Genomic DNA, 24,758 nt, shown 5'->3' on the forward strand with positions numbered 1-24,758 from the left:
TCCGCGAGGGCTGATCACGGCACGCCCGAGCAGCGAGCCCGGGCCTTACGGCAGCGGTGTGCCGCCCGTGGCGTTGACGATCTCGGCGGTGATGTATGACGCCTCCTGAGAGGCGAGGAAGACGTACGCCGGTGCCATCTCGGCCGGCTGCGCGGGCCGCCCGATGGGCGCCTGCTTGCCGAACTTCCGGGTGTCCGGCATCGTCGCCGGGATCAGCGGCGTCCACACCGGACCGGGCGCCACGGCGTTGACGCGGACACCCTTGTCGATCACCATCTGCGCCAGCCCCTGCGTGAAGGTGACGATCGCGCCCTTGGTCGTGGCGTAGTCCAGCAGATGCGGACTGGGCTTGTAGGCCTGCACCGACGTGGAGTTGATGATGCTGCCGCCCTCCGGGATGTGCGGCAGGGCCATCTTGCACAGCCAGAACATGCCGTACAGGTTGGTGCGCAGCACCCGGTCGAACTGCTCGGTGGAGATCGCCTCGATGCCGTCGGGCTGCGACATCTGGTACGCCGCGTTGTTCACCAGGACGTCGATCCGGCCGAACTCCGCGACGGCACGGTCGATCAGCGCGCGGCAGTTCTCCTCCTCCCGTACGTCGCACGAGACGGGCACGGCACGCCGCCCGGCCTCCTCGACCAGGCGGGCGGTCTCGGCGGCGTCGTCCTTCTCGTCGTCCAGGTGGGTGAAGAGCACGTCGGCTCCCTCCCGGGCGAACGCCAGGGCGACCGCGCGACCGATCCCGGAGTCCCCGCCGGTGATCACGGCCTTGCGGCCGTCCAGCCGTCCGCTGCCCCGGTAGGACTCCTCGCCGTGGTCGGGGGGCGGGTCCATGGGGCCGGTCCAGCCCGGGTGCGGCTGGTCCTGGGAGGGAAACTCCGGGGTGGGGTGCTGGTCGCCGGGGTGCTGCTGATCGGTCACGGGTCTGCCTCCTTGTCCATGGTGTACGTCCCGGTGATCACAGCCGGTGATCAGAAGGGGCGGAGCCCCGGGTACCCCGATGGCGGGGTGCCGATCACCTCGTTGTCCGTCCGGATGTCCGGATGTCCGGATGTCCGGATGTCCGGCAGGCCGGTCCGCCGGGTCAGCCCGCCGCGGCCCGCCGCGTCGCGAAACCGATGAGCGCGGCCACGGCCGCCAGGATCGCCACGCTGGTGAGCGCAACCGGGAGGGAGAACCAGTCCGCCATGAACCCGATGGCGGGCGGCCCCAGCAGCATGCCGCCGTAGCCCAGCGTGGAGGCCGTGGCGACCCCGCTGGGACCGGCGAGCGCGCCCGCGCGTTCCACGGCCACGGGGAAGAGGTTCGCGAGGCCGATGCCCGTGACCGCGTACCCGAGCAGGGCCGCCCACAGGGCGGGGGCGAGCGAGCCGAGCAGCATCCCGGCCGCCGCGGTGGCACCGCCGGCCACGACGGTACGGGTCCGCCCCAGGCGCTCCAGGAGCGTCGTGCCGGTCAGCCGGCCCACCGTCATGGCGAGCGCGAAGCAGGTGTAGCCGATGGCCGCGGCACCCGGCGAGGCGGCCAGGTCCTCTTCCAGGTGCAGGGCGCCCCAGTCGGCCAGCGCCCCCTCGCCGTACGCGGTGCAGCCCGCGATCAGGCCGAAGACGAGCACGAGTCCCCGGGTGCGGCCGTCCAGGCGGCGCGGGGCGTCCTCGGCGGGACGCTCCCGTTCCGGCGGTGTCGGCGGCTCGTGCCGGAGTAGGACGGGCCCCGCCACGGCGGTCACGAGCAGTCCGACGCCGGTGAGCAGCAGCAGGTGCCGGGTGGGGGAGAGGGATCCCGCGACCAGGGCGCCCAGCCCGGCGCCGACCATGCCGCCCAGGCTGAACGCGGCGTGGAAACTCGGCATGATCGGCCGTCGCATCGCGGCCACGAGGTCCACGGCGGCGCTGTTGAAGGCGACGTTGATCCCGCCGTACGCGGCACCGAAGACCAGCAGGACGAGGCCGAGTGCGAGGGCCGAGTGGGTCAGCGGGGGCAGGGCCACACTGAGGGAGAGCAGGACGGCGCAGGCGACGGTGACCCGGTGGTTGCCGAAGCGGCGGCACAGGCGGCCGGTGAGGATCATGGTGACGACGGCTCCGGCGGAGACGCCCAGGAGGGCGAGGCCCAGGGCGCTGGCGGAGGCGTCGGTCTGCTCCTTGATGGCGGGGATGCGGACGACCCAGCCGGCGAAGACGAAGCCGTCGAGGGCGAAGAAGACGGTGATCGCGGTACGGAGTGTGGTGAGGGAGTTGCCGTCGCCCGGCACGGCACTGTGCGTTCGGGGTTTGTTTATTTGCGGCACAAACTCAGGCTAGGTGGGTGCGGGCGCCGCCACAAGGTGCGACGCTGGACGAGAGCCATCCGCCGAGGGAACTCGGGAGCGTACATGGGACGTGACGTGCCGGCCCTGGTGTTCACCCGGGAGGACCGCCGCAGGTACCGGGCCAAGATGCAGACCGGCCTCGAAGTGCTGGCCCGGATGCTGCGCGAGTCCAGCTTCGAGAGCGAGCGCCCCCGGGTCGGGCTGGAGATCGAGCTCAACCTGGTGGACGACCACGGCCTGCCCGCGATGCGCAACACCGACGTCCTCAAGGCGATCGCCGACCCCGCCTGGTCGAGCGAGCTGGGCCGCTTCAACCTGGAGATCGACATCCCGCCCAGGGAGCTGACGACCGGCGGCCCCGGCGCCTGGGAGCAGACGATCCGGGACGCCCTGAACCACGCCGAGGACCGGGCCGCGGCCGTCGGCGCGCACCTGATCATGGTCGGCATCCTGCCCACCCTGGACGAGGCGGACGTCAGCGAGTCCGCCCTCTCCGGCGACCCGCGCTACCGGCTGCTCAACGAGCAGATCTTCGCGGCGCGCGGCGAGGACCTGCGGATCAGGGTCGACGGCGTGGAGCGCCTGTCGACGTACGCCGACACCATCACTCCCGAGGCCGCCTGCACCAGCACCCAGTTCCATCTCCAGGTCGCCCCCAAGCAGTTCGCGGACTACTGGAACGCAGCCCAGGCCATCGCGGGCGTGCAGATCGCCCTCGCGGCGAACTCGCCCTTCCTGTTCGGCAAGGAACTGTGGCGCGAGACCCGCATCCCCTTGTTCGAGCAGGCCACCGACACCCGCCCGGAGGAGATCAAGGCCCAGGGCGTACGGCCCCGGGTGTGGTTCGGGGAGCGGTGGATCACCAGCGTCTTCGATCTCTTCGAGGAGAACGTCCGCTACTTCCCGGCCCTGCTGCCACTGTGCGAGGACGAGGACCCGCAGCAGGAGCTCGACCGCGGCGGCGTTCCGCAACTGGGCGAACTGACCCTGCACAACGGCACGATCTACCGCTGGAACCGCCCCGTCTACGCCGTCACCGAGAGCGGCCCGCATCTGCGCATCGAGAACCGGGTGCTGCCCGCCGGCCCCACCGTGGCCGACATCATCGCCAACGGCGCCTTCTACTACGGCCTCACCCGCGCCCTCGTCGACGAGGACCGGCCGGTGTGGACACGGATGTCCTTCGCGGTCGCCGAGGAGAACCTGCACACGGCGGCCCGCGACGGCATCGACGCCCGCCTGTACTGGCCCGGCGTGGGCGAAGTGCCGGTCACGGAACTGGTGTTGCGGCGTCTGCTGCCGCTGGCCCACCGGGGTCTGGAGCTGGCCGGCATGGACGCCGCCTGGCGCGAGCCCCTGCTGGGCATCGTGGAGCAGCGCTGTGTCACCGCCCGCAACGGCGCCCTGTGGCAGGCCGAGACGGTCCATCATCTGGAGAAGGCCGGCGTCTCCGACCGGCGGGAGGCACTGCGGCAGATGACCGCCACGTACATGGACTACATGCACATGAACGCGCCCGCGCACACCTGGCCCGTGGACTGACCACCGTGACATCGCCGTCTCACGCGGGGCTGGGGGCGGCCTGGCCGCCCCATTCCTCGGCGGCCGTCAGCGGGACGGGAACGGGCGGCTGCGCCGACGTCGTGAGCTCGATCCGCCGTCCCTCGGCCGACGAACGCAGCAGCGCGGTCATCGTCTCCAGTACGTGCAGGGCGAGTTCGCCGTTCGCGCGCGGTGCCCGCTGCCCGTCGGCGGCGACGAAGTCCAGCAGCCCGACGCCCCGCGCGCCGTCGACGTAGCCCGCGGACGGCGGGAGCGTGCGCCACTGGGTGTCGCCGAGTCCGAAGAGCCGTACGTCGCCGTCGAAGCGGTTGGGGTCCGGGACGGCGAGGGTTCCCGCCTCGCCGTGGACCTCGATCGGCGACGCCGTGGTGGCCACGCCGTCGAAGCTCGTCGTGATCGTCGTCAGCGTCCCGCCCGCGTGCTCCAGCACACCGGAGACGTGGCTGTCCACCTCCACCGGTATCCGCTCGCCCGCACGCGGACCCGAACCGATGACCCGTTCGGCGCGCAGCCGGCTGGACGCCCCCGTCACGGCCCGCACCGGACCCAACAGGTGAATCAGGGACGCCAGGTAGTACGGCCCCATGTCCAGCAGGGGGCCGCCGCCCTCGGTGTAGTAGAAGTCGGGGTGCGGATGCCAGCGTTCGTGGCCCGCCGTGACCATCACGGCCGAGGCGAACAGGGGGCGCCCGATGCGCCCCGCCGCCACGGCCGCCCGCGCCGTCTGGACCCCAGTGCCCAGCACGGTGTCCGGCGCGCACCCCACACCGACGCCCGCCCGCGCGGCGGCCGCCATGACGGCGTGGGCGTCGGCAAGCGTGGCGGCGAGCGGCTTCTCCCCGTAGACGTTCTTGCCGTGGCCGATGGCCCCGAGGGCGATCGCGGCGTGCGCCCCGGGGGTGGTGAGGTTCAGCACCGTGTCCACGTCCGGGCTGCTCAGCAGCTCCTCGACGGTCAGCGCCCGGACGCCGGGCAGGTCGGCGGCCACCGCGGCCGACCGGGAGGCGTCGAGGTCGGCGACCGCGGTCACCCGTACGGCGGAACGTCCGGCGAGCGTGTCCAGGTACGCGCGGGAGATGACGCCGAGCCCTACGACGCCGATGCGGTGCGCGTCGCCCACAGCATGCCCCTCTCGATGATGGTGCGGACGTGGGGGTTCTCGAGCACGTCGACGCTGTGTCCCGGCGTCGTCACCACGATCCGGCCGGCGCCCCACCGGCGGGTCCAGACCGCCGGTGAGGTGACCGGCCGGTGCCAGGGCTCCCACGGCCGGGTGGGGTGCGTGGTGGTGGCCAGGACGTCGATGAGGTCGTCGTGGAGCACCCAGTACTGCTCGGTGTGCAGTTCGAAGTCCTCGATGCCCGCGGTGACGGGGTGCTCGCGGCCGGCCTCGGTGAGGGTGATGGTGTGCGGCAGGAAGTTGTCCTCCGGGCCGCCCCGGCGCTCGCACGGCTCCTTGCCCGGGTGCGTGGCGAACTGCCCTCCCACCAGGTGGAGATAGTCGGAGGAGGCGCGGAACGAGTCAGCGATGCCGCCGTGCCAGCCGGTGAACCCCGTGCCGGCCACGACCGCGGAGCTCAGTCCCGCGAGCTGCTCGTGCGTGATCTCCGACATCGTGACGCACTGCACGATCAGGTCGGTGCCGGCCAACTCGGCGGCGTCGGCGTAGACGTCGGTCGACTCCTCGACCCGGACGGCGTATCCGTTGCTCCGCAGGAAGGGCAGGAACAGTTCCGTCGCCTCGACCGGCTGGTGCCCCTCCCAGCCGCCGCGGACCACCAGTGCTCTCTTCTGCGTCATCGTGATCTCACTATGCGGTGGGCGTCCGCGCTCACGAAAGGGGGCCGGGCCTCACGAAAATTTCGCTGTCGAGGCCCGCGCGCCGACCGTCCAACAGGCCGCGGTGAAGCGGACTTCCGAGCCGTGCACGAAGGGGTCGAAGGCGGCACGGACCGTTTCGACGACCCGGTCGCGGGTCTGCTCGTCCACCTCGGGCAGGTGCATGCCGACCGCGCCGAGCCGGGTGAAGTAGTGGACCAGTTCCTTCTCGGGCAGGGTGCAGGCCACGTCGACCGGCTGGATGTCGATCCCGGACCAGCCGCTCTCGGTCAGGATGCGCCGGACCTTGTCCGGGTCCGCGAAGGCGAACTGTCCCGGTTCGTCCGGCCTGCGGACAGGCAGGTCCGGGAGCAGCGGTGCGGCGGCGCGCTGGGCCGTCGTCATGAACGGGTTCTCGGCCGGATCGCGCCAGACGACGAACCGCAGCGCGGCCTCGTCCCGGGCCGCGCGCCGGAGGTTGGCGAAGGCCCGGACGGAATCGCGGAAGAACATGACGCCGAACCGCGAGATGACGGCGTCGAAGGTGCCCGGCTCGAAGGGGTGGTCCTGGGCGTCGGCGCAGAGGAAGGACGCCGGTACGTTCTCCTGTCCGGCGTACTCCCGGGCGGTGGTGATCATCGCCTCGGAGATGTCGACGCCGACACAGCGACCGGCCGGGCCGAGCCGTCGTGCGACGGCCAGCGTGACTCCGCCCGTACCGCAGCCCACCTCGAGCACGTGCCGCGCCTGTTCGGCGGCGACGGCATCGACGAGGAGCTCCTCGAAGGGCCTGAACATCTCGTCCAGCACGCCCTTCAGATCGCCCCAGGCGTGACCGGCGCGCCCCTTCCAGCGGGCTGCCTGCTCGTCGTCGGCCCTGCGTTCAGCGTCCATGGCTTTCTCTCCTTCTGGTTGCCCTCGGCGTACCGGGATGACAGCGTTCTACTTCAAGTCGACTTGAAGTCAAGGCAATGACGGACATGGCAGAAACGACAGAAGCAGCAGACGCGACAGAAGCGGCGGAGCTGGACATCGCCGAAGTGTCGCACCGCGCCGGGGTTCCGGCATCGACCTTGCGCTATTACGAGGAGAAAGGGCTGATCTCCTCCACGGGCCGGCGCGGCCTGCGCCGGCAGTACGACCCCGGCGTACTGGAGCGGCTGGCGCTGATCGCGCTGGGGCGGACAGCCGGGTTCTCGCTCGACGAGATCGGGCACATGTTCGCGCCGGACGGGCGGCCGCGGATCGACCGGCGGATGCTGGCGGCCAAGGCGGACGAACTCGACCACAGAATCCGCGAGCTGGGCGTACTGCGCGACTCCCTGCGGCATGCCGCCGCCTGCCCCGCGCCCAGCCATCTGGAGTGCCCCAAGTTCCGCCGCCTCCTCGACGCGGCGGCCTCCGGCGGTGCAACGGCGCCGGGAAGGCGGATTCCGGGTCGCTAGGGCCCTTCTGATGGGCCCTAGCGGGCGGTCGGTGCTCTTGGTCCAATCGTGGTTCGTGCTTTGCCCGATTCCCGGTGCTCCGTGCCTAGCCTCTGCTGCGAACTTCTGGAGGCCGCAGTGCTGAACACCGTGAAAGCGCAGGCAGCGGGTCTGACGAAAGACCAGCGCAACGCCTTCGTGGCCGCTTATCTCGGCTGGGCGATGGACGCGTTCGACTACTTCCTGGTCGTGCTCGTCTACAGCGAGATAGCCGACGATTTCCATGTCTCCCTGACCGACATGGCCTTCCTCACCACCGCGACGCTGGTGATGCGGCCCATCGGCGCGCTGCTGTTCGGCATGTGGGCCGACCGCCGCGGCCGTCGCGTCCCGCTCATGGTGGACGTCGTCTTCTACTCGATCGTCGGGTTCGCCTGCGCCTTCGCGCCCAACTACACCGTGCTGCTGGTGCTGCGCCTGCTCTACGGCATCGGAATGGGCGGCGAGTGGGGTCTGGGAGCGGCCCTGGCCATGGAGAAGATCCCGGCCTCGAGGCGCGGCTTCTGGTCGGGCCTGTTGCAGAGCGGCTATTCGCTGGGGTACCTGCTGGCCGCCGTGGCGTTCTTCGTCATCGAGCCGGTCTTCGGCTGGCGGGGACTGTTCGCCTTCAGCCTGCTGCCCGCGCTGGTCGCGCTGTGGGTGCGCAGCCGGGTGGAGGAGAGCGAGGTGTGGGAGAAGACCGTCCGGCTCAACCGCACCCCCGCGCACCAGGTGTTCAAGAACCCGGCGGTGCTGCGGCGCTTCGTCTACCTGGTCGCGCTGATGACCGCCTTCAACTGGATGTCGCACGGCACGCAGGACATCTACCCGACCTTCGTGAAGAAGGGCCTGGAGCTGTCCGCGAACACCTCGATCGCGATCGCCGTTGTGTACAACATCGGCGCCATGATCGGCGGTGTGCTGCTCGGTGCGTACTCCGAGCGGCTGGGCCGCCGCCGGACGATCATGATCGCGGCGGCCGGGGGCCTGGTCGTGGTGCCGTTCTTCGTGCTGTCCACGACCGTCGGCTGGCTGATGCTGTCGTCGTTCCTGATGCAGGTGTGCGTCCAGGGAGCCTGGGGGGTCATCCCGGCCCACCTGACCGAGATGAGCCCGGACGCCGTCCGGGGCTTCTACCCGGGCGTCACCTACCAGCTCGGCAACCTGATCGCCGCGCTGAACCTGCCGATCCAGGAGGCCATCGCCGAGCGCCACGGATATCCGTCGGCGATGGCGTGGACCGTCGTGCCCACCCTGGCCGTGGTGATCCTGCTGAGCGCGATCGGCAAGGAGGCCAAGGGCATCCACTTCGGAACCAGCGGCCCACAGGCCCCGAGCACGGCGGCAACGGGCACGGCCCAGCCCTGACGGACCAGTGGGGGCGGTCGGGCCGAGCCGTCTACTCCGCCGCCACGATGCGGACACGACCTAGGGTGACAGGCATCGGATCGGAAGCACGGCAAGCACGGGGAACGCATGAGTGAGGACACCCGCAGCGCGGCGCGCGCGATCATCGACCGGAACCTGTACATGGTGCTGGCCACCGTCGGCGCGGACGGCGCCCCCTGGGCCTCGCCCGTCTTCTACTCCACCGAGGACGGGCGGGACTTGTACTGGGTCTCGTCCCCCGAGGTCACGCACTCCCGCAACATCGCCCACGAACCCCGGATCGGCATCGTCCTCCACGACTCCCGGGCCCCGGTGGGCACGGCGAGTCCCCTCGCCCTGTACCTGAAGGCCATGGCGGAGGAACTCCACGGGGAGGCGGCCCTGGAGGGCCTGCGGGTGATTCCCCGCCCCGCCGGCCGCGGCGGCCGTCCCCTCGCCCCGGAGGAGGTCCGCCCGCCCGCCCCGTGGCGGGTGTACCGGGCCCGGGTCAGCGAGTACTCGATGATCTGCCCCCGCGGTGCGGGGCGTTGCGCCGAACACGGGCTGGACTACGAGCACCGCACCACAGTCGTCCTGTAACCGAGTCTTGGAACAGCGCTTCTCCCGCACTGCATCAGCGTTGTACGAGCGCTAACCGGCCGCCCACGACAGTTGGATCACCGCTCCCGCCCGGGAGAGCGGAGACCGAAAGGGACGGCCACATGGGTACCGCCAGGACACCGCAGCGCAGGGCCATACTCACCGGCGGGCTGGCTGCCACCGCAGCCATGCTCACCGCCTGCTCGTCGAGCTCGGACAGCACGAACGGGGAGAAGACGTCGGCCGTGGGCGCGGCGAAGACCCCCTCACCCTCATCCGCGGCCGGCCCTCGACCGGACTCGCCCTGGGCGGCGTTCGCGCGGCTGATGGACGGCAACAAGCGCTGGGTGGACGGAAAGCTCCAGCACCCCGACCGCGACCCGAAGCGGCGCGAGTTCGTCGCCGAGGCACAGGACCCCTACGGCGTCATCCTCTCCTGCATCGACTCCCGCGTCCCGCCGGAGCTGGTCTTCGACACGGGCCTCGGCGACCTGTTCGTGATGCGCACCGGCGGGCAGGTCGTGGGGCCGGTGGTCGTCGGCTCAGTGGAGTACGGGCCGATGACGTCAGGCACCCCGCTGATCGTGGTCCTCGGCCACCAGCGCTGCGGTGCGATCAAGGCGGCCTACGAGGCGATGCGCGACGGCAAGAAGCTCCCCGGCAACCTCCAGGCGATCTCCGACGCCCTGCGGCCGGCCTACCGGGAGACCACCAGGCAGCAGCACACCGACCCGGTCGACGCCATGGTGCGGATCCACATCAAGCAGACCGCCGCGGAGCTGCGGACCAACCGGGACCTCGCCCCGCTCGTGAAGAAGGGCGACCTGGCCGTCGTCAGCGCCTACTACTCGCTCGACACCGGCCGCGTGGAGGTCCTCACCGGCGCGCCCTCCGCCTGACCCGGAGACCGCGACGACCGGGCGGGAAAAACGTTCCACGCCCGGTCACGTTATACTTGCGGCGCCCGAGAAGACCACGGTCGTGCCTGGTCGCACGGCTGCAACAGCGAGGGGGTGGACGCCGTTCCGGCACGCCCCGCCCGCATCCAGGACGTCGCGGCCGCCGCCGGCGTCTCGGTGTCCACCGTGTCGAACGTGCTCAACCGGCCCGAGCGCGTCACCGCACAGACCGCCGAGCGCGTCCGCATCGCCGTCGCCGCGCTGGACTACGTCCCCCACCCCGGTGCCGCCGGACTGCGCACCGGGCGCGCCTCGGCCATCGGCCTGGTGCTGCCCGACGTGACCAACTCCTTCTACGCGCGCATCGCCCGGGGCGCCGCGGACGCGGCCTACGACCACGGCTACTCCCTCGTCCTCTGCCACAGCGGAGACGACCCGGAACGGGAGCAGGGCTACTTCAGCATGCTCGTCGAGCAGCGGGCCGTCGGCGTCGTCGTCGTGCCGCTCAGCGCCGACCCGGGCCGGCTCGCCCGGCTGCGCGAGCGGGGCATCCCGCTCGTCCTGGCCGACCGCGCGATGCCCGACCGGGAGGGCTGCTCGGCCTCCGTCGACGACATCGCCGGCGGCCGGATCGCCGTACAGCACCTCCTCGACCGCGGGGCGCGCGACATCCTCGTCGTCAACGGCGAGCGCGGCATACGCCAGTGCGCCGACCGCTACCAGGGCGCCCGGCAGGCCGTGCGCAGCCGGCGCGAGGCACGGCTGGACCAGGTCGTCGCCGAGCGGATGACCGTCGCGTACGGCACCCGGATCGCGCACGACCTCGGGGACCTGCCCGACGGGGTCTTCTGCACCAACGACTTCCTCGCCGCGGGCCTGTGCCGCGGGCTGACCGACCGGGGCGTGCGCATCCCCGAGGAGGTCCAGGTGGTCGGCTACGGCGACCTCGACGTCGCGACCTTCGGCGCCACCACCCTCACGACGGTGCGGCAGCCGGTCGAGGACCTCGGCCGGGCCGCCGTGGAGATGCTCCTCGACGAGATCGAGGCCCGCGCGGACCACGTCCACGAGACCCGCGTCTTCGCCCCCGGCCTCGTCGTGCGCGACTCCACCCGACCGCCGGCCGACGACTAGGGCGCGTATCGAGTCGTGATCCTCCCGACGGGGGACCGGTGAGAAGTCTTCCCGCAGCCCTGCACCGCCGGGTGTTCAGGTGAGAAGGGCGGTGACGGTTGCTGTCACGGCTGCGGCGAGGGTGACGAGGCACCAACGACGATTGCACTCGTGTCACACAAGACGGTCCATCGGATCGGACCGTGTCACGAAGGCACAGGCCCCAGATTGATCACGACCCGGACGAGCCCTAGGGTCCGCCCTCCGGGCCGGACGGGATCCGCAGTGTCACCGGCCCCAGCAGCCCCGACGACAGCTGGGAGTCGAACGCCCAGGCCGTCGGCGTGGCCTCCGCGAGATACGGTGCCAGCGTGCCCCGGACGGTCACCTCCAGCCGCACGGTACGCCCGGCGGCACCGCGCAACGGGAAACGGTACGGCGCGCAGAACGCCTCACCGGCCGGCTCCCCGTCGACCGACACCTCCACGCTGCCCCGCACCCGCCCGAGATCCAGCACGGGATCGGGCCCCGACGGCACGTCCAGAACCCGCGCGTACGTCAGGCCTCCGCTCCAACTGCCCAGCCCCAGCTCCCGCCAGTCCCCCAGGGGCAGCGGCGCCGGCACGGCACGCACCCGCACCGGCCCCCGCCAGGCGGAGCCGCCCCGCAGGACCGCCGTGGGTTCCGTGACCACCTCGACAGGCGTGGGCTCCTGGAGTGGCTGACCGAGTGTCAGCCGATCGCTGTCCAGGGGCAGTTCCGGCCCGTCTCCGACGCGCAGGCTCGCACGGAGCGCCAACGGCAGGGCGAGCGACACCGTTCCCGCCGGCACGGTGAACCGGAAGCGCTGCGGCATCGCGTGGACATCGTCGGTGGACCGCGACGGCCATACGGTGCCGCCGAGCACCGGCCGGCCGGTGAGCCACCCGGAGCCCGGCAGCGGGTGCGGCCGTACCACGGCGTGGCAGTGCTGCATCTCGCCCCGCCTGCGCTCGTCCTCGACGGTCCGCCCCCGCCAGTCACCCGACTCGGCCTCCCAGCCGGCGCCGCTGACCAGGGCCGTCACCCCGGCCCCGGACCGCACCACCAGGTCGACGAACACCGCGTCCCGGGCGTCGGCACCGTCGGCCACGACCTCCAGCGTGTGCTCGCCCGCCCCGAGCTCCGGTTCGTGGCGGAAGAACATCGGCACGGCGCCCCAGTCCGCCTCGTAGTACTCCACCTTCTCCTGCCGCGCCACGACTTCCTCGTCGAGCAGCACGGTGACCGCCGAGGCGGCACCCACGACGAGTACCGCCCGGGCGTCGCCGCCCGGCACCTGGAGCCGCGCCCGGTAGGCGACGCGGCCGTCCGGCCGCACCCCGTCCGGGGGCCGCATGAACCGCGGACGCGGCCCGAGCCCGCCCGGCTCCGACAGACAGAAGAAGCTGCCCAAGGGAGTGCCCTCGGCGGCCGAGATCGTCGAGGGGCGGCTCTGGGCGCCGGACAGTTCGTACTCGAGCACGTTGCGTTCCCCGACCACCGTGACCCGGGCGGAGGCCAGATAGCCGGCGCCTTCCGGCTCCAGCAGCTCGCCGTTCCACCACACGCGCTTGACGCACTCCGCGCCGACGTGCAGTTCGGCCGGCCCCAGGTTGCCGGTCTCCACGATCCCCCGGACCCGGGCGGCCGTTGCGTCGCCCGGCACCGGGACGCGTACGAACTCCTCGTTCACCAGCCCCTTGAGGCCCAGCAGCCCGCCCGGGTCCGGGATGCCTCGGCTCGACGAGTACACGGCGACGTCCCAGCCCGCGCCCGGCGGCACGAGCGGCAGTTCACCGGCCAGGATCCGCTCCACGGACACGGCGTCCAGCGGCTCGGGCACCTGACCGGGCGGCCGTGGCGGCAGGACACGGACCCGGTTGCCGTACGTGACCCGGGTCCGCTCCCAAGTGCCACCCTCGGTCCACTCCATGGTCCAGATCTGCGGCTCGTCCACCGGCGACCCCGGGGGCAGGGCCAGATCGCCCCAGGTGTTGTCCATGGTGGGGACCAGGCGGCCGTGCCAGCCGGTCGAGACGTCGAGCACCTGGGCGGGCGCCTCCGGTTGAGGGCTCGTGGGCGTCGGTCGGCCCTCGCGCCACACGACCAGGACCGCGGGTGCGCCGTCCAGCGGCACGTCGATGGTCGAGACGTTGCCGTCGCCGGAGACCGTGACGTGCGCGGGGGCGCGGGAACCGGTCGCCGGGTTCCAGACTTCGGCCTCGGCCACGGCGGCCCGCACGGTGACCGACGAGGTGCCCCGGGCATCACCCTTCGGGGAGGACCCGGTCCGCAGCGGATGCGCGCCGATCTCGGGGAAGGCCGCCGTGACCAGAGCCACCGCCTCGTTCCCCGTCCGCCGGACGAGCAGCGGCACGTCGCCCGTGGCGTGACCGGCCGCGTCGGTCACGGCCGCCGCGCCGGCCTCCGGGTCGCGCACCCGCTCCAGCCGGGGATGCGCCGGCAGGGCCGCCACCACCGAGTCGTCGCCGGAACGGCCGGCGGCCGTGGCAGGAGGACGGCCCACGACGACGACGCGGCCGCCCGCGTCGAGCAGTTCGGTCAGCCGCCGCGCCGTCTCCTCCTCCAGCACGCTCGCCGAGGGCAGCAGCACCGCGCGGTAGGCCAGGTCCCTGATCCGCAGGGCGCCGTCGACGGCCTTGGCGCGCTGCACCGAGTCGTCGTCGACGACGTCGAAGGAGATGCCGTGCCGATCCAGGGCGCCGGCGTGCGGGGCGAGCCAGTTGTTCGTGCCGCACAGGTCCAGGTAGTGGCGCTGCGTCTCGTCGGCGTCGGCGTGGCCGTCGCCGAGCCTGCCGTCGCCGAAGTGCCGGACGGGCGCGTCCAGCGGGACGAGGGCCTGCATGGTGGAGGTCGGGTACAGGACCGCCACGTCGGCGGCGTAGCCGCCCCAGGACATGATCGAGCAGATCCGGGCCACGGCCCGGGAGAACGCCGGGTACTGCTTCCAGTACGGCTGGCGCCAGTCGGTGGACGGCGGCGCCCACTCGAACCAGCCGCCCGCCGTGCCGAAGTAACTGGCATGCGGGTTGTACAGGTTGGCGCCGCTGCGCAGGAACGGCAGCAGCCAGTGGTAGGTGTCCTCCAGCGTGCCGCCCCAGCCGGAGGAGTGGAACGCCTCGATCCACACCCGCTCGTGGCCGTAGAGGTGGGCCATGGAGGAGTGCACCTTGGCGTCGCCGTGGTGGTCGCTGCCGGCGGCGCCGTACCAGCGGTGGGTGCGGAAGTAGTCGGTGTAGATCTGCGTCGACTGGGCCGGGTAGCCGGCGCGGGCGGGGTGGCTCTGGTCGCTGCCCAGCAGCATCCCGCGCTCGCGGTGCCATGCGGCCAGCGGCCGGAAGAGGGCTTCTTCGGTGAGTTCCGCGCGGACCGCGTAGTAGTCGCCGCGGATCTTCGTCTCCGGGACTGCGGCGTCCGTGCCGAACAGGGCCGGCAGGTGGTCGAGCAGGTCGTAGCCGCGCCGGGAGCGGAACTCGTCGGCGAAGCGGTGGCTCCAGGCGTTCGTGCCCGGCAGCTCGTCCTGGAAGCTGCCCGCGATGACGGTGCCCAGGTACTCGGGCACGCGACGGTCGTACTCGTGGTGGACGGCGTCCATCAACATCCCGACGGCGTGCGGGTCCAGGTAGTCGAACGCCGTGGGCACGGTGGTGACGAGCCGCACGGCGGTTCCGTCGGCGGCGTCGACGGCCAGGGCGTCCGGGCCGTCCGCGGCGACGTCGAGACGTCGGCCCTGCGGGGAGTAGGCGGCGAGCGGGGTCTCGGCGTCCCGCAGGGCCACCCTGCCCCGGGCGACGGTGACGTCGCGACAGCGCAGCGCACAGCCCCTGGCCTCGGGGTGACGTCGTGTCACACCGCCCTGCACATTGGCGCCGGAGAACCCGATCTGGTCGTAGAACCACAGGCGGGTGCCCAACTCCGCGGCGATCTCGCAGGTGTCGGTGAAGCGCGCCCACCACTCCTCGCCGAACCACGCCGGATCGTCGGCCCGGGCGCCGAACGTCGGGCCGGCCGGGGCCAGGTTGATCACGACGAGGTTGTGGACACCGCCCTCGGCGAACGCCCGCAGCTGCCAGGCGAGTCGCTCGCGGGTGACCTTCGCGCCCGACCACCACCACAGGGGAGCGGGGCCGAAATCGCGGGGCGGGTCCTCGAACAGCTGCCGGAGCGCGGGGGAGATCACGGACGCGGTCCTTCCCCTAGGGAGAGCCTTGCAACGTTTTCAGGCCACCTTCACCGTAGGCGACCTGGAACGGTCACGCCATATCCCCGGACGGCACGGCGGAAGCGACACGCCGCCACCGATGTCTGCGCGACACCTTGTTGCAACGTTTTTCCCGCCCTATATTCGCTGCGACCAGGCCCCCGGAACCGCGATGTCACCAGACGACGGAGTCGCATCATGGCCGGTACCCGCCCCATCCCCAAGCACCTCTGGAAGGCCGCCGCCCTGTCGGGCATGGCCTCCTACCTCGACGCCGGGCTGATCGTGAGCATCTCCGTCAACCTGGCCATCTACCGCGACAGTTACGACATGGGCGTGTGGATGGCCGGTGCGATCAGCGCGATCGTCACCGGCTGCATCGCCGTCGGCTCCCTCGTCGGCGGCCGGCTCGCCGACCTCTTCGGCCGCCGCCGCGTCTACAACTGGGACATCTTCTGCTTCGCGCTCGGGGCGATCGTCATCACGCTGGCGCCCGACGACATCACGCTGCTGATCGGCGTCCTCGTCGCGGGACTCGCGGCCGGCGCCGACCTGCCGACGTCCCTGGCCGTGGTCTCGGACGCGGCGCCCTCCTGGGCCCGGGGCAGGCTCGTCGCCTTCACACAGGTCATGTGGATGCTGGGCATCGCCGTCGCCATCTTCCTCGGCTTCGTCCTGTCCACCACGGGCATGACCGGGGCCCGGCTCATCACCGGACAGCTCGCCGTCGCCGCACTCGTCACCTGGGCCCTCCGCTCCCGCCTGAAGCTGTCCGCCGAACAGGACACGGGTGAGGAGACGGTGGCCGCCCCGCCCGGCAGCGCCCTGAAGAACATCTGGACGCGCGCCGCCCTGCTGCCCATGACGGCGACGTTCGTCTTCTACGTCACCTGGGGCCTCGGGGCCAACACCTTCGGACAGTTCGGCACCTATCTGCTCGTCACCGTCAGCGACGCCTCCCAAAGCCTTGCCACCGGGATCAACCTGGCCTTCATCCCGATCGGGGTGCTGCTGACCTTCGCCTTCGTCCGCGTCGCCGACAGCCCGTGGCGCGACCGGCTGTTCCACGTGGCCGCGGTGGTACAGATCCTCGCCTTCGTCATCGCGTCCCTGACCGCGGGCGCGCTCGTCGGCATGCTCGTCTTCTTCGTGCTCTACCAGCTCTCCAACCCCTTCGCCGGAGAGGCGAACTACAAGGTGTGGTCGCAGCTCACGCTGCCCGCCGACACCCGTGGCACCACCCAGGGCTTCACCTACGCCCTGTCGCGCGGCGTCTTCGCGGTCGCCGCGTTCTTCACCCCCGCCCTGGCCGACCACAGCCCGGCCGTCCTGCTCTGGACGATCACCGCCTGCATGACGGCGGCCGCGGTCGCGGGCGTGTTCATCATCCGCGTCCTGGTCCCCCGTGCAACCGGCGCCGCGCGGGACAGAGCCGACCTGCGCGTCCCCAGCACCTGAGCCGCAGCACACCCGACAAGGAGCACCGACCATGGCAACGACCGCGGACCGCGCCGCCGTACGGGCCGCCGCCCTGCACGACCTGCTCCCGCCGGTGACCCGGCGACGCACCCGGATCGGGCTGGTCGCCGGCGGACTCGGCACGTACTGGCCGCAGTTCCCCGGGCTCCTCCCGCAGCTGAAGGAGTCGGCCGCCTATGTCGCCGAGCGCTTCCGGGGGATGGACGCGGAGGTGACCGACGCCGGGTTCGTCTCCGACGCCCGGGAAGGCGCGCGCGCCGCCGAGCAGTTGCGCAAGGCCGACTGCGACCTGATCGTGCTGTTCCTGACGACGTACCTCACCTCCTCGATGGTGCTGCCGATCGCACAGCGCTCGAACACGCCGGTCCTGGTCATCGACCTCCAGCCCACCGAGAAGATGGACCACGCCTCCTTCGACACCGGCGCCTGGCTCGCCTACTGCGGCCAGTGCCCTGTCCCCGAAGTCGGCAACGTCTTCCGGCGCGCCGGCATCCCCTTCCGGTCGGTCTCGGGCTGGCTGCGGCAGGAGTCCGCCTGGCGGCGCATCGAACAGTGGATCCGGGCCGCGCACATCCGCGCCGCGCTCCGGCACGCCCGGCACGGCCTCATGGGGCACGTGTACCCCGGCATGCTCGACGTGCAGACCGATCCGACGCTGCTGTCCACGACGTTCGGCTCCCACGTGGAAGTGCTGGAGTTCGACGACCTGCGCCACCGGGTGGAGCGCGTGACCGAGCAGGAGACCCGGGAGCGAATGGCGCTCGCCCGGCAGGTCTTCACCCTCGACGACAGCGTGGTGGAGGAGGACTTCGCCTGGGGCGCGACCGTGTCGGTCGCCCTCGACCGGCTCGTGGCGGACTTCCAGCTCGACAGCCTCGCGTACTACCACCGGGGCCTCGACGGGGAGCTGCACGAGCGGCTCGGCGCCGGCATGATCCTGGGTGCCTCCCTGCTCACGGCCCGGGGCGTGCCGGCGGCCGGGGAGTACGAACTGCGCACCAGCGTCGCCCAGCTCGCCTCCCAGAGCGTCGGCGCCGGAGGCTCCTTCACCGAGATCCAGGCCCTGAACTTCGAGGACGGCGTCGTGGAGATGGGCCACGACGGACCCGCCCACCTCGCCGTCAGCGCCCGCGACCCGCTGCTGCGCGGGCTCGGCGTCTACCACGGCAAACGCGGCTGGGGCGTGAGCGTCGAGTTCGACGTCCAGCACGGGCCCGTCACCCTGCTCGGCCTCGGCCAGGACGCCGACGGCAGCTTGTCCTTCGTCACCTCCGAGGGCACCGTCGTACCGGGACCCGTGCTGGAGATCGGCAACACCACCAGCCGCGTCGACTTCGGCCGCGATCCCGGCGAATGGGTGGACGCGTGGAGCGCCACGGGTGTCGGCCACCACTGGTCCCTCGCGGTCGGCCACCACGCGGCCGACTTCAGGGCGGCGGCGAGCCTGCTGGGCATCGACCACCGCCACGTGTGACCGGGAGGCGGGTCTCGGACATGGGTGTCGCCCCCGCCCGGAGATGGGTGCGGGCACCGATGGTGACGGGCCCGGGGCCCGTGTGAGGCTGGCGGAGTCGCCGAGGCTCGCGCCGGTTGTCAGGGCCGCGGTCTCGGCCGGCGCCGAGACGCGCACGACGCCGTCCGAACCGGCCCCACGAAGGAGGACCCCCTATCCATCCCCGCACGGTGAAACGATCCGCCCGCCGCGCATCCGCGAAGGCGGTGACCCGTGGGACACGCTGACAGCCTCCTCGCCATGGGCGGGGCCTTCCTGGCCGCCGCCTTCCTCGCCCGCCTCGGCGGCAGGATCGGCCTCCCGACGATCCCGCTGTTCATGCTCGCGGGCATCCTGCTCGGCCCGCACACACCGGGCCTGGTCATCGTCGAGGACGCACACGACTTCGAGATGCTCTCCGCACTCGGACTGGTGCTGCTGCTGTTCTATCTGGGCCTGGAGTTCCACCTCGACGACCTCAAGAGCGGCGGCCGACGCCTGCTGACGGCGGGTGGCATCTACCTCCTGCTCAACGTCGGCGCCGGCCTGGCCTTCGGGTTCGCCCTGGGCTGGGGCGTCCGGGAGGCGCTGGTCCTCGCCGGTGTCCTGGGGATCTCCTCGTCCGCCATCGTCACCAAGATCCTCATCGACCAGGGCCGCATCGGCCGCCCCGAGACACGTCTCATCCTGGGCGTCATCGTCGTCGAGGACATCTTCCTGGCCCTCTATCTCGCCGCGCTCCAGCCGGTCATCAGCGGCGCCCAGGGCGTCGGCGACATGGTCCTCCAGGGCGCCAAGGCCTTCGGCTTCCTGCTGGTGCTGGCCGCGGCCGCCCGCTACGGCACGAAGCCGGCCGGCCGCCTGATCGCCACCCGCGACAACGAACTGCTCGTCATCAGCTTCCTCGGCGCGGCCGTCCTCGTGGCGGGAGTCGCCGAGGTCCTCGGAGTCGCCGACGCCATCGGCGCGTTCATGGTCGGCCTGATCCTGGCCGGCACGCCCTCCGGCCCGCGCATCCGGGAGCTCGTGCATCCGCTGCGCGACGCTTTCGCGGCGATCTTCTTCTTCGCCTTCGGGCTCTCCATCGACCCAGGCGACATCGTCTCCGTCGTCGGCCCGGTCACCGCGGCGGCGCTCCTGACCGTCGTCATGAACGTCGCCGCGGGCCTCCTCGTCGCCCGCGTGTACCGCTACGGCACCAAGCCCGCTGCCGAGATCGCCACCACCCTCGTGGCCCGCGGGGAGTTCGCGCTGATCCTGGCCGCCATGGCCGCGGGCGCGGGACTCGACACCCGGCTCGCCCCGTTCATCGCCGGGTACGTCCTCGTCCTCGCGATCCTCGGCCCCATCGCCGCCGGCCGGGCCCACCTGCTCGCCCGCGCGCTCCGGGCGGCCCAGGACCTGCTGCCCGTCCGCACGGCCCCGTCGTACGACACCGAGCCGCGCTCCCCGGACGACAGCACTCCGTCGTCCGCCACCGCCGCGGGGCCCTCGCCCGGGCCGGCGTCGGCGAGCAGGGCACGTTGACGCATGCTCCGCACGCGCGGTTCTCGTTCCCCGGACCGAACATCCGCCTTACGGCACGGCGTTCGTACGGTGCGGCCACCGGGAAGGATGAGGTGTGGGCCCCATGGCGGACGCCGTTGGAGGGGGGAGGAGCCGAAGCCCTGGTGAGACCGGCCGCGCCGCGCGCCGGCGGGCTGTCTCCCTCCGCACCGTCACGCGGTCCGACACCCCAGGACTTGCCATGGCCTCGGCCGTGCCCTGCCTCGAAGCGCTGTCGGGTTCCGGGAAGGAGAAGCCGTGCCCCAGTCCGAAGACGCACCTCTCGTCGACCTCGAAGCACGACTCGAGCGGGAGGACCCCAGGTTCACCCGGGCCATGAGAGCCGGCCGCCCGGCCCGGCCCCGGGAGTACCGGCGTACCGGAGCCTGGTGGGCCCTGGCCCTCGGCGTGGCCGTCCTGGGCTCCGGCATCGCCCTGGCACAAGGGCTGCTCATCGCGACCGGGCTGGTCCTCGTCGGCATGGCGGCCCAACTGGTCGACCCGGACCCGAGCCGCCTGAGCCGTCAGCGGCAGAGGCGATGGTGACTCTCCCGGCAGGCAGGCCCTACGCCCCGGCCCACTTCCGCAGCAGCGCCTCGCGTTCCTCGCGGGGCGGCGTGCCCTCGGCCGCGTGGTCACGGCCCCAGGCGAGGAGGTCGCCGATCTCGGCGCCGCCGTCGGCGAGCCGCTGGAGGAGGGTGACGGAGAGCTCGTACTCGGAGGGCAGGTAGATCCCTCCCGCGACAGCCGCGAGCACATCCGCCCGGACGGTCTCCTCGGCCGTCGTCACCTCCACGCAGAACGCGGGCGGCAGCTCGCCGTCCCCCGTGACCACGACGAGCGCGGCGTCGAAAGCCATGGACGCCAGTCTCCGCACCCCGGACCGTACGGGCACGTCGTGCGGCTCGACCCTGACCACCTCGTCCCACGTCCAGAACCTGCCCCGGCCGGCCCCCAGCGTCTCGACGCCGTCCTCGGACAGCCGCACCCCGCAGGCGGCTCCCACGGGCTCGGCACCCACGTACACCGAGTCCTCGCCGATCCAGAACAGGCCGACCATGGCCATGAACGCCTCCCGCAGCTGGTCGGGGGAGAGCGGACCTCGCCCCCCGTGTCGCCGTAGGAGACGGGTGTGACGGGCGAGAGGTTGCGATCTTCCTGGCCGGACCGGCCGGGGCGAGTACCGCCGTCAGGGTGTGGTTGTAACCCGTGTGAACGCCCTGGATGGTGGGACGGCCCGACATGACTGACGGTGGTTCACGTCAAGGCCGGTCTCGTGAGCTGGCGAGGCGTCAGCGCCCGGCCCGCGACGGAAGGACTCAACCGATGCGCTCTGCCCGCATGCTGCTCGCGACGGCCACGGCCACGGCCGCCCTCGCGATCGCCGCGCCCACCGCCTACGCCCAGGCGATGGGTGACTGGGACCACGACAACACTTCTAACAGCAAGGAGCACGACAAGGACGGCAAACACCACGCGCCGCGCGGCGGGGTACACACGGGTGGCGGAGCGCTGGCCGCTGTGAGCGCCGACGACGACTGGGACGGCTCCAAGCACGACCAGGACAACCGCAAGGACGACGACCACGGCAAGCACGACGACCACGGCAAGCACGACGACCACGGCAAGCACGACGACCACGGCAAGGGCGACGAGCACGGCAAGCCGCACGGCGCGGTGCACACGGGTGGCGGAGCGCTGGCCGCGGTGAACAACGACGACGACTGGGACGGCTCCAAGCACGACCAGGACACCTTCAAGGACGACGAGCACGGCGACGACCCCTGGGGCGACAAGCAGGACGAGGACCCCTGGGGCGACAAGGGCGACGACCACGGCAAGCACGACGAGGGCTCCTGGCACGGCGACAAGCACGACAAGCCGCACGGCGGGATGCACACCGGTGGCGGCGCGCTGGCCGCCGCGCCGGGCGTCACGGCCGGCGGTCTCGCGGTGCTGGCGGTGGCCGGCACCGGCCTGTACGCCCTGCGGCGCCAGAAGGCCTCCCAGGGCGCGGCATGACGGAGGCCTGACCTCATGCCGCCGTGGCCGCCGCACGTGCTCCTCGCGTCGCGGCGGCCCGGCTCGTTCTCCCGCCCCCCTGTCCGCTGCCGTGTCCGTTCCGCTGCCCTGCCCGAATGAGGTGGTCTCCGATGGCAGCCAGCCCCCTTCCCCCCGCCGAGCCCGGCCCCGCGCCGTCGAGGCGGCGATTCCGTACCGTAGTGACGATCCTCTGGAGCCTCGCCGCCCTGGCCCTGATCGTGATCATGGTCGCCGGCCATGGTGAGTCGTCCGACGCCGGCGGCCCGCCGCACGCCCCGCCGGCCGCGCGCGCCACCTCCGCCGCGCCCGACGCGGCGCCCTCGGCCGCGGCGCCGCACCGGACCGCCGCGTCCGGGGCCGGCCCTCATCTGCCGCGGTCCCGGCCGGTCCGCCTGCACATCCCGAAGATCTCGGTGAACGCGCCCTTCACCGACCTCGTCATCGGCCGCAACGGTCAGCTCCAACCGCCTCCGGCCCATGACACCAACCTCGTCGGCTGGTACGCCAAGGGCGTCTCGCCCGGCGAGGCCGGAACCGCGATCATCGCCGGGCACGTGGACACCGCGACCTCCCCGGCCGTGTTCGCGGGGCTCGGCGAGCTGAAGAAGGGCGACCGGTTCCACGTCGCGCGAGCCGACGGCAGCAGGGCGACCTTCGTGGTCGACGCCGCGGAGTCCTTCGACAAGGACCACTTCCCCAGCAAGCGCGTGTACGGCGACACCGCCGAGGCCCAGGTCCGGCTCATCACGTGCGCGGGTGCCTACGACCGGCAGGCCCGGGACTACACCGAGAACCTGGTCGTGTTCGCCCACCTCGTGTGACTTCCGGCCCCCCGGCCTGACGTGGTGTTTTAAAGTGACTGCCACCAGTTCAGGCGACTGTGGGACCTGTGAGGGATTCGCGAACCATGACGACCGAAACGTTTGAGTTCCAGGTAGAGGCACGTCAGCTGCTCCAGCTGATGATCCACTCGGTCTACTCGAACAAGGATGTCTTCCTGCGGGAGCTCGTCTCCAACGCCTCCGACGCGCTCGACAAGCTGCGTCTGGAGAAGCTGCGGGACGACTCCCTCGACGCCGACGTGTCCGACCTGCACATCGAGATCGACGTCGACAAGGAGGCCCGGACCCTGACGGTACGGGACAACGGCATCGGGATGTCGTACGACGAGGTCGGACAGCTCATCGGCACCATCGCCAACTCGGGCACGGCCGGCTTCCTGAAGGAGCTGCGGGAGGCCCAGGACGCGGCCGGCGCCGAGGGGCTCATCGGCCAGTTCGGCGTCGGCTTCTACTCCGGCTTCATGGTGGCGGACGAGGTGACGCTGGTGACCCGGCGCGCCGGCGAGAGCCAGGGGACCCGCTGGACGTCGCGCGGCGAGTCCACGTACACGCTGGAGAAGGTCGACGACGCCCCGCAGGGCACCTCCGTGACGCTCCACCTCAAGCCCGCCGACCCGGAGAACCAGCTCCACGACTACACCTCGCCGTGGACGATCAGGGAGATCGTCAAGCGGTACTCGGACTTCATCACCTGGCCCATCCGGATGGTCCCGGAGCGGGGCGACGGCAAGGACGCGCCCGAGCCCGAGACGCTGAACTCGATGAAGGCCCTGTGGGCGCGGTCGCGTGACGAGGTGTCCGACGACGAGTACCACGAGCTGTACAAGCACATCAGCCACGACTGGCGCGAGCCGCTGGAGACGATCCGGCTCCAGGCCGAGGGCACCTTCGAGTACCAGGCCCTGCTCTTCGTGCCCTCGCACGCCCCGCACGACCTGTTCACGCGTGACTTCAAGCGCGGCGTACAGCTGTACGTGAAGCGCGTCTTCATCATGGACGACTGCGAGGCGCTGCTGCCGCCCTACCTCCGCTTCGTCAAGGGCGTCGTCGACGCGCAGGACCTCTCGCTCAACGTCTCCCGCGAGATCCTCCAGCAGGACCGGCACATCCGGATGATGCAGCGCCGGCTGACGAAGAAGGTCCTCTCCACGGTCAAGGAGATCAAGACCAAGGACGCCGACCGCTACGCCACCTTCTGGCGGGAGTTCGGCACCGTCTTGAAGGAGGGCCTGGTCACCGACTCCGAGAACCGGGACGCCATCCTCGCCGTCGCGTCGTTCGCCACCACGCACGCCGAGGACGAGCCGACCACCCTCGCGCAGTACGTGGAGCGGATGAAGGACGGCCAGGAGGACATCTACTACATCACCGGCGAGTCCCGGCAGAGCATCGAGAACTCCCCGCACATGGAGGCGTTCCGGGACAAGGGCATCGAGGTCCTGCTGCTCACCGACGCGGTCGACGAGGTGTGGGTCGACGCCGTCGGCGAGTACGAGGGCAAGAAGCTGCGCTCCGTCGCCAAGGGCGAGATCGACCTCGATGGCGAGAAGGACGAGAAGGCCGACGGGGAGCGGGAGAAGCAGGCCGAGGAGTACGCCGGGCTGCTCGGCTGGATGCGGGAGCAGCTGGACGAGGACATCAAGGAGGTGCGCCTGTCGGCGCGGCTCACCGTCTCCCCGGCCTGTGTCGTCTCGGACGCGCACGACCTGACCCCGGCCCTGGAGAACATGTACCGGGCGATGGGCCAGGAGGTGCCGCGCACCAAGCGGATCCTCGAACTCAACCCCGACCACCTGCTCGTGAAGAACCTGAACCAGGCGTACAAGGAGCGCGAGGACCGCTCGGGTCTCGTCGAGTCCGCCGAGCTGCTCCACACGCTGGCGGTGCTCGCCGAGGGCGGCCAGCCCAAGGACCCCGCACGCTTCGTCAAGCTCGTGGCCGACCGCCTGGAGCGCACCCTGTAGGCAGGGGGAGGA

The 24,758-nt window shown here is 71.7% G+C and carries 20 protein-coding genes; 13 read left to right on the top strand and 7 right to left on the bottom strand.

All coding sequences use genetic code 11. From position 1 onward, the window contains the following. Window positions 1–45: 45 nt before the first annotated feature. Entirely contained in the window at window positions 46–924 is an 879-nt protein-coding gene (locus tag ACH4G3_RS20765; RefSeq protein ID WP_397625876.1) for an SDR family oxidoreductase, read from the bottom strand. Window positions 925–1,087: 163 nt separating this feature from the next. Then, complete coding sequence (locus tag ACH4G3_RS20770) at window positions 1,088–2,257, bottom strand: MFS transporter (RefSeq protein WP_397625877.1); 1,170 nt, start codon at window positions 2,255–2,257, stop codon at window positions 1,088–1,090. A gap of 120 nt (window positions 2,258–2,377) precedes the next feature. Here ACH4G3_RS20770 and ACH4G3_RS20775 point away from each other — a divergent pair, with 120 nt between their 5' ends. Then, window positions 2,378–3,856: a glutamate-cysteine ligase family protein gene (locus tag ACH4G3_RS20775; RefSeq protein ID WP_397625878.1), complete on the top strand. Its 1,479-nt coding sequence runs from the start codon at window positions 2,378–2,380 to the stop codon at window positions 3,854–3,856. A 19-nt stretch (window positions 3,857–3,875) separates the two neighbouring features. Here ACH4G3_RS20775 and ACH4G3_RS20780 read toward each other — a convergent pair whose 3' ends face one another. Genes ACH4G3_RS20780 through ACH4G3_RS20790 form a run of 3 tightly spaced genes read right to left on the bottom strand, consistent with a single transcriptional unit; the run spans window position 3,876 to window position 6,589 of the window. Continuing rightward, a complete protein-coding gene (locus tag ACH4G3_RS20780) occupies window positions 3,876–4,997 on the bottom strand; it encodes a Gfo/Idh/MocA family protein (RefSeq protein ID WP_397625879.1) in 1,122 nt (373 codons plus the stop codon). Continuing rightward, window positions 4,967–5,677, bottom strand: a complete 711-nt coding sequence (locus tag ACH4G3_RS20785) for a ThuA domain-containing protein (protein ID WP_397625880.1) — start codon at window positions 5,675–5,677, stop codon at window positions 4,967–4,969. The genes ACH4G3_RS20780 and ACH4G3_RS20785 overlap by 31 nt, the downstream gene beginning before the upstream one ends. 51 nt (window positions 5,678–5,728) lie before the next feature. Beyond that, window positions 5,729–6,589 carry a class I SAM-dependent methyltransferase gene (locus ACH4G3_RS20790; protein WP_397625881.1) on the bottom strand — a complete coding sequence of 287 codons (861 nt, stop codon included), beginning with the start codon at window positions 6,587–6,589 and terminating at the stop codon, window positions 5,729–5,731. An 86-nt stretch (window positions 6,590–6,675) separates the two neighbouring features. On the opposite strand from ACH4G3_RS20790, the gene ACH4G3_RS20795 reads away from it, so the two are divergent. The 5 genes from ACH4G3_RS20795 (at window position 6,676) to ACH4G3_RS20815 (ending at window position 11,159) form a co-directional block, all read left to right on the top strand. Next, on the top strand, window positions 6,676–7,140 hold the full coding sequence (locus tag ACH4G3_RS20795) for a helix-turn-helix domain-containing protein (RefSeq protein WP_397625882.1): 465 nt from the start codon (window positions 6,676–6,678) through the stop codon (window positions 7,138–7,140). Window positions 7,141–7,257: 117 nt separating this feature from the next. After that, a complete protein-coding gene (locus ACH4G3_RS20800) occupies window positions 7,258–8,526 on the top strand; it encodes an MFS transporter (RefSeq protein WP_397625883.1) in 1,269 nt (422 codons plus the stop codon). A gap of 108 nt (window positions 8,527–8,634) precedes the next feature. Beyond that, a complete protein-coding gene (locus ACH4G3_RS20805) occupies window positions 8,635–9,126 on the top strand; it encodes a pyridoxamine 5'-phosphate oxidase family protein (protein ID WP_397625884.1) in 492 nt (163 codons plus the stop codon). 122 nt (window positions 9,127–9,248) lie between these two features. After that, entirely contained in the window at window positions 9,249–10,025 is a 777-nt protein-coding gene (locus ACH4G3_RS20810; RefSeq protein WP_397625885.1) for a carbonic anhydrase, read from the top strand. A 114-nt stretch (window positions 10,026–10,139) separates the two neighbouring features. Then, a complete protein-coding gene (locus tag ACH4G3_RS20815) occupies window positions 10,140–11,159 on the top strand; it encodes a LacI family DNA-binding transcriptional regulator (RefSeq protein ID WP_397625886.1) in 1,020 nt (339 codons plus the stop codon). A gap of 229 nt (window positions 11,160–11,388) precedes the next feature. Here ACH4G3_RS20815 and ACH4G3_RS20820 read toward each other — a convergent pair whose 3' ends face one another. After that, window positions 11,389–15,360, bottom strand: a complete 3,972-nt coding sequence (locus ACH4G3_RS20820; protein ID WP_397625887.1) for a glycosyl hydrolase — start codon at window positions 15,358–15,360, stop codon at window positions 11,389–11,391. A gap of 219 nt (window positions 15,361–15,579) precedes the next feature. On the opposite strand from ACH4G3_RS20820, the gene ACH4G3_RS20825 reads away from it, so the two are divergent. The 4 genes from ACH4G3_RS20825 to ACH4G3_RS20840 all read left to right on the top strand — a co-directional run bounded on the left by ACH4G3_RS20825 (window position 15,580) and on the right by ACH4G3_RS20840 (window position 20,443). Beyond that, entirely contained in the window at window positions 15,580–16,839 is a 1,260-nt protein-coding gene (locus tag ACH4G3_RS20825) for an MFS transporter (protein ID WP_397625888.1), read from the top strand. A gap of 31 nt (window positions 16,840–16,870) precedes the next feature. Next, complete coding sequence (locus ACH4G3_RS20830; protein WP_397625889.1) at window positions 16,871–18,334, top strand: arabinose isomerase; 1,464 nt, start codon at window positions 16,871–16,873, stop codon at window positions 18,332–18,334. A 252-nt stretch (window positions 18,335–18,586) separates the two neighbouring features. Continuing rightward, entirely contained in the window at window positions 18,587–19,879 is a 1,293-nt protein-coding gene (locus ACH4G3_RS20835) for a cation:proton antiporter (protein WP_397625890.1), read from the top strand. A 276-nt stretch (window positions 19,880–20,155) separates the two neighbouring features. Continuing rightward, on the top strand, window positions 20,156–20,443 hold the full coding sequence (locus ACH4G3_RS20840) for a DUF3040 domain-containing protein (protein WP_397625891.1): 288 nt from the start codon (window positions 20,156–20,158) through the stop codon (window positions 20,441–20,443). Between the two features lie 19 nt (window positions 20,444–20,462). On the opposite strand, the gene ACH4G3_RS20845 is transcribed toward ACH4G3_RS20840, so the two are convergent. Then, window positions 20,463–20,963, bottom strand: a complete 501-nt coding sequence (locus tag ACH4G3_RS20845; RefSeq protein ID WP_397625892.1) for a hypothetical protein — start codon at window positions 20,961–20,963, stop codon at window positions 20,463–20,465. Window positions 20,964–21,223: 260 nt separating this feature from the next. On the opposite strand from ACH4G3_RS20845, the gene ACH4G3_RS20850 reads away from it, so the two are divergent. From ACH4G3_RS20850 to htpG, 3 genes are all read left to right on the top strand, one after another. Then, window positions 21,224–21,919: a hypothetical protein gene (locus ACH4G3_RS20850; protein WP_397625893.1), complete on the top strand. Its 696-nt coding sequence runs from the start codon at window positions 21,224–21,226 to the stop codon at window positions 21,917–21,919. Between the two features lie 131 nt (window positions 21,920–22,050). After that, entirely contained in the window at window positions 22,051–22,761 is a 711-nt protein-coding gene (locus ACH4G3_RS20855) for a class F sortase (RefSeq protein WP_397625894.1), read from the top strand. Between the two features lie 86 nt (window positions 22,762–22,847). Then, the gene (htpG, locus tag ACH4G3_RS20860; RefSeq protein ID WP_397625895.1) at window positions 22,848–24,746 is read left to right on the top strand and encodes a molecular chaperone HtpG; all 1,899 of its coding nucleotides are present in this window, start codon (window positions 22,848–22,850) and stop codon (window positions 24,744–24,746) included. The last annotated feature ends 12 nt before the right edge of the window (window positions 24,747–24,758 follow it).

This window comes from Streptomyces afghaniensis, from assembly GCF_044327915.1.
GTDB classification, from domain to species: domain Bacteria; phylum Actinomycetota; class Actinomycetes; order Streptomycetales; family Streptomycetaceae; genus Streptomyces; species Streptomyces afghaniensis.

Coding starts and splice junctions, on each gene's coding strand:
- ACH4G3_RS20775 (WP_397625878.1), top strand. CDS start 2,378: ATGGGACGTGACGTGCCGGCCCTGGTGTTCACCCGGGAGGACCGCCGC.
- ACH4G3_RS20785 (WP_397625880.1), bottom strand. CDS start 5,677: ATGACGCAGAAGAGAGCACTGGTGGTCCGCGGCGGCTGGGAGGGGCAC.
- ACH4G3_RS20790 (WP_397625881.1), bottom strand. CDS start 6,589: ATGGACGCTGAACGCAGGGCCGACGACGAGCAGGCAGCCCGCTGGAAG.
- ACH4G3_RS20795 (WP_397625882.1), top strand. CDS start 6,676: ATGGCAGAAACGACAGAAGCAGCAGACGCGACAGAAGCGGCGGAGCTG.
- ACH4G3_RS20805 (WP_397625884.1), top strand. CDS start 8,635: ATGAGTGAGGACACCCGCAGCGCGGCGCGCGCGATCATCGACCGGAAC.
- ACH4G3_RS20810 (WP_397625885.1), top strand. CDS start 9,249: ATGGGTACCGCCAGGACACCGCAGCGCAGGGCCATACTCACCGGCGGG.
- ACH4G3_RS20825 (WP_397625888.1), top strand. CDS start 15,580: ATGGCCGGTACCCGCCCCATCCCCAAGCACCTCTGGAAGGCCGCCGCC.
- ACH4G3_RS20830 (WP_397625889.1), top strand. CDS start 16,871: ATGGCAACGACCGCGGACCGCGCCGCCGTACGGGCCGCCGCCCTGCAC.
- ACH4G3_RS20845 (WP_397625892.1), bottom strand. CDS start 20,963: ATGGCCATGGTCGGCCTGTTCTGGATCGGCGAGGACTCGGTGTACGTG.
- ACH4G3_RS20850 (WP_397625893.1), top strand. CDS start 21,224: ATGCGCTCTGCCCGCATGCTGCTCGCGACGGCCACGGCCACGGCCGCC.
- ACH4G3_RS20855 (WP_397625894.1), top strand. CDS start 22,051: ATGGCAGCCAGCCCCCTTCCCCCCGCCGAGCCCGGCCCCGCGCCGTCG.
- htpG (WP_397625895.1), top strand. CDS start 22,848: ATGACGACCGAAACGTTTGAGTTCCAGGTAGAGGCACGTCAGCTGCTC.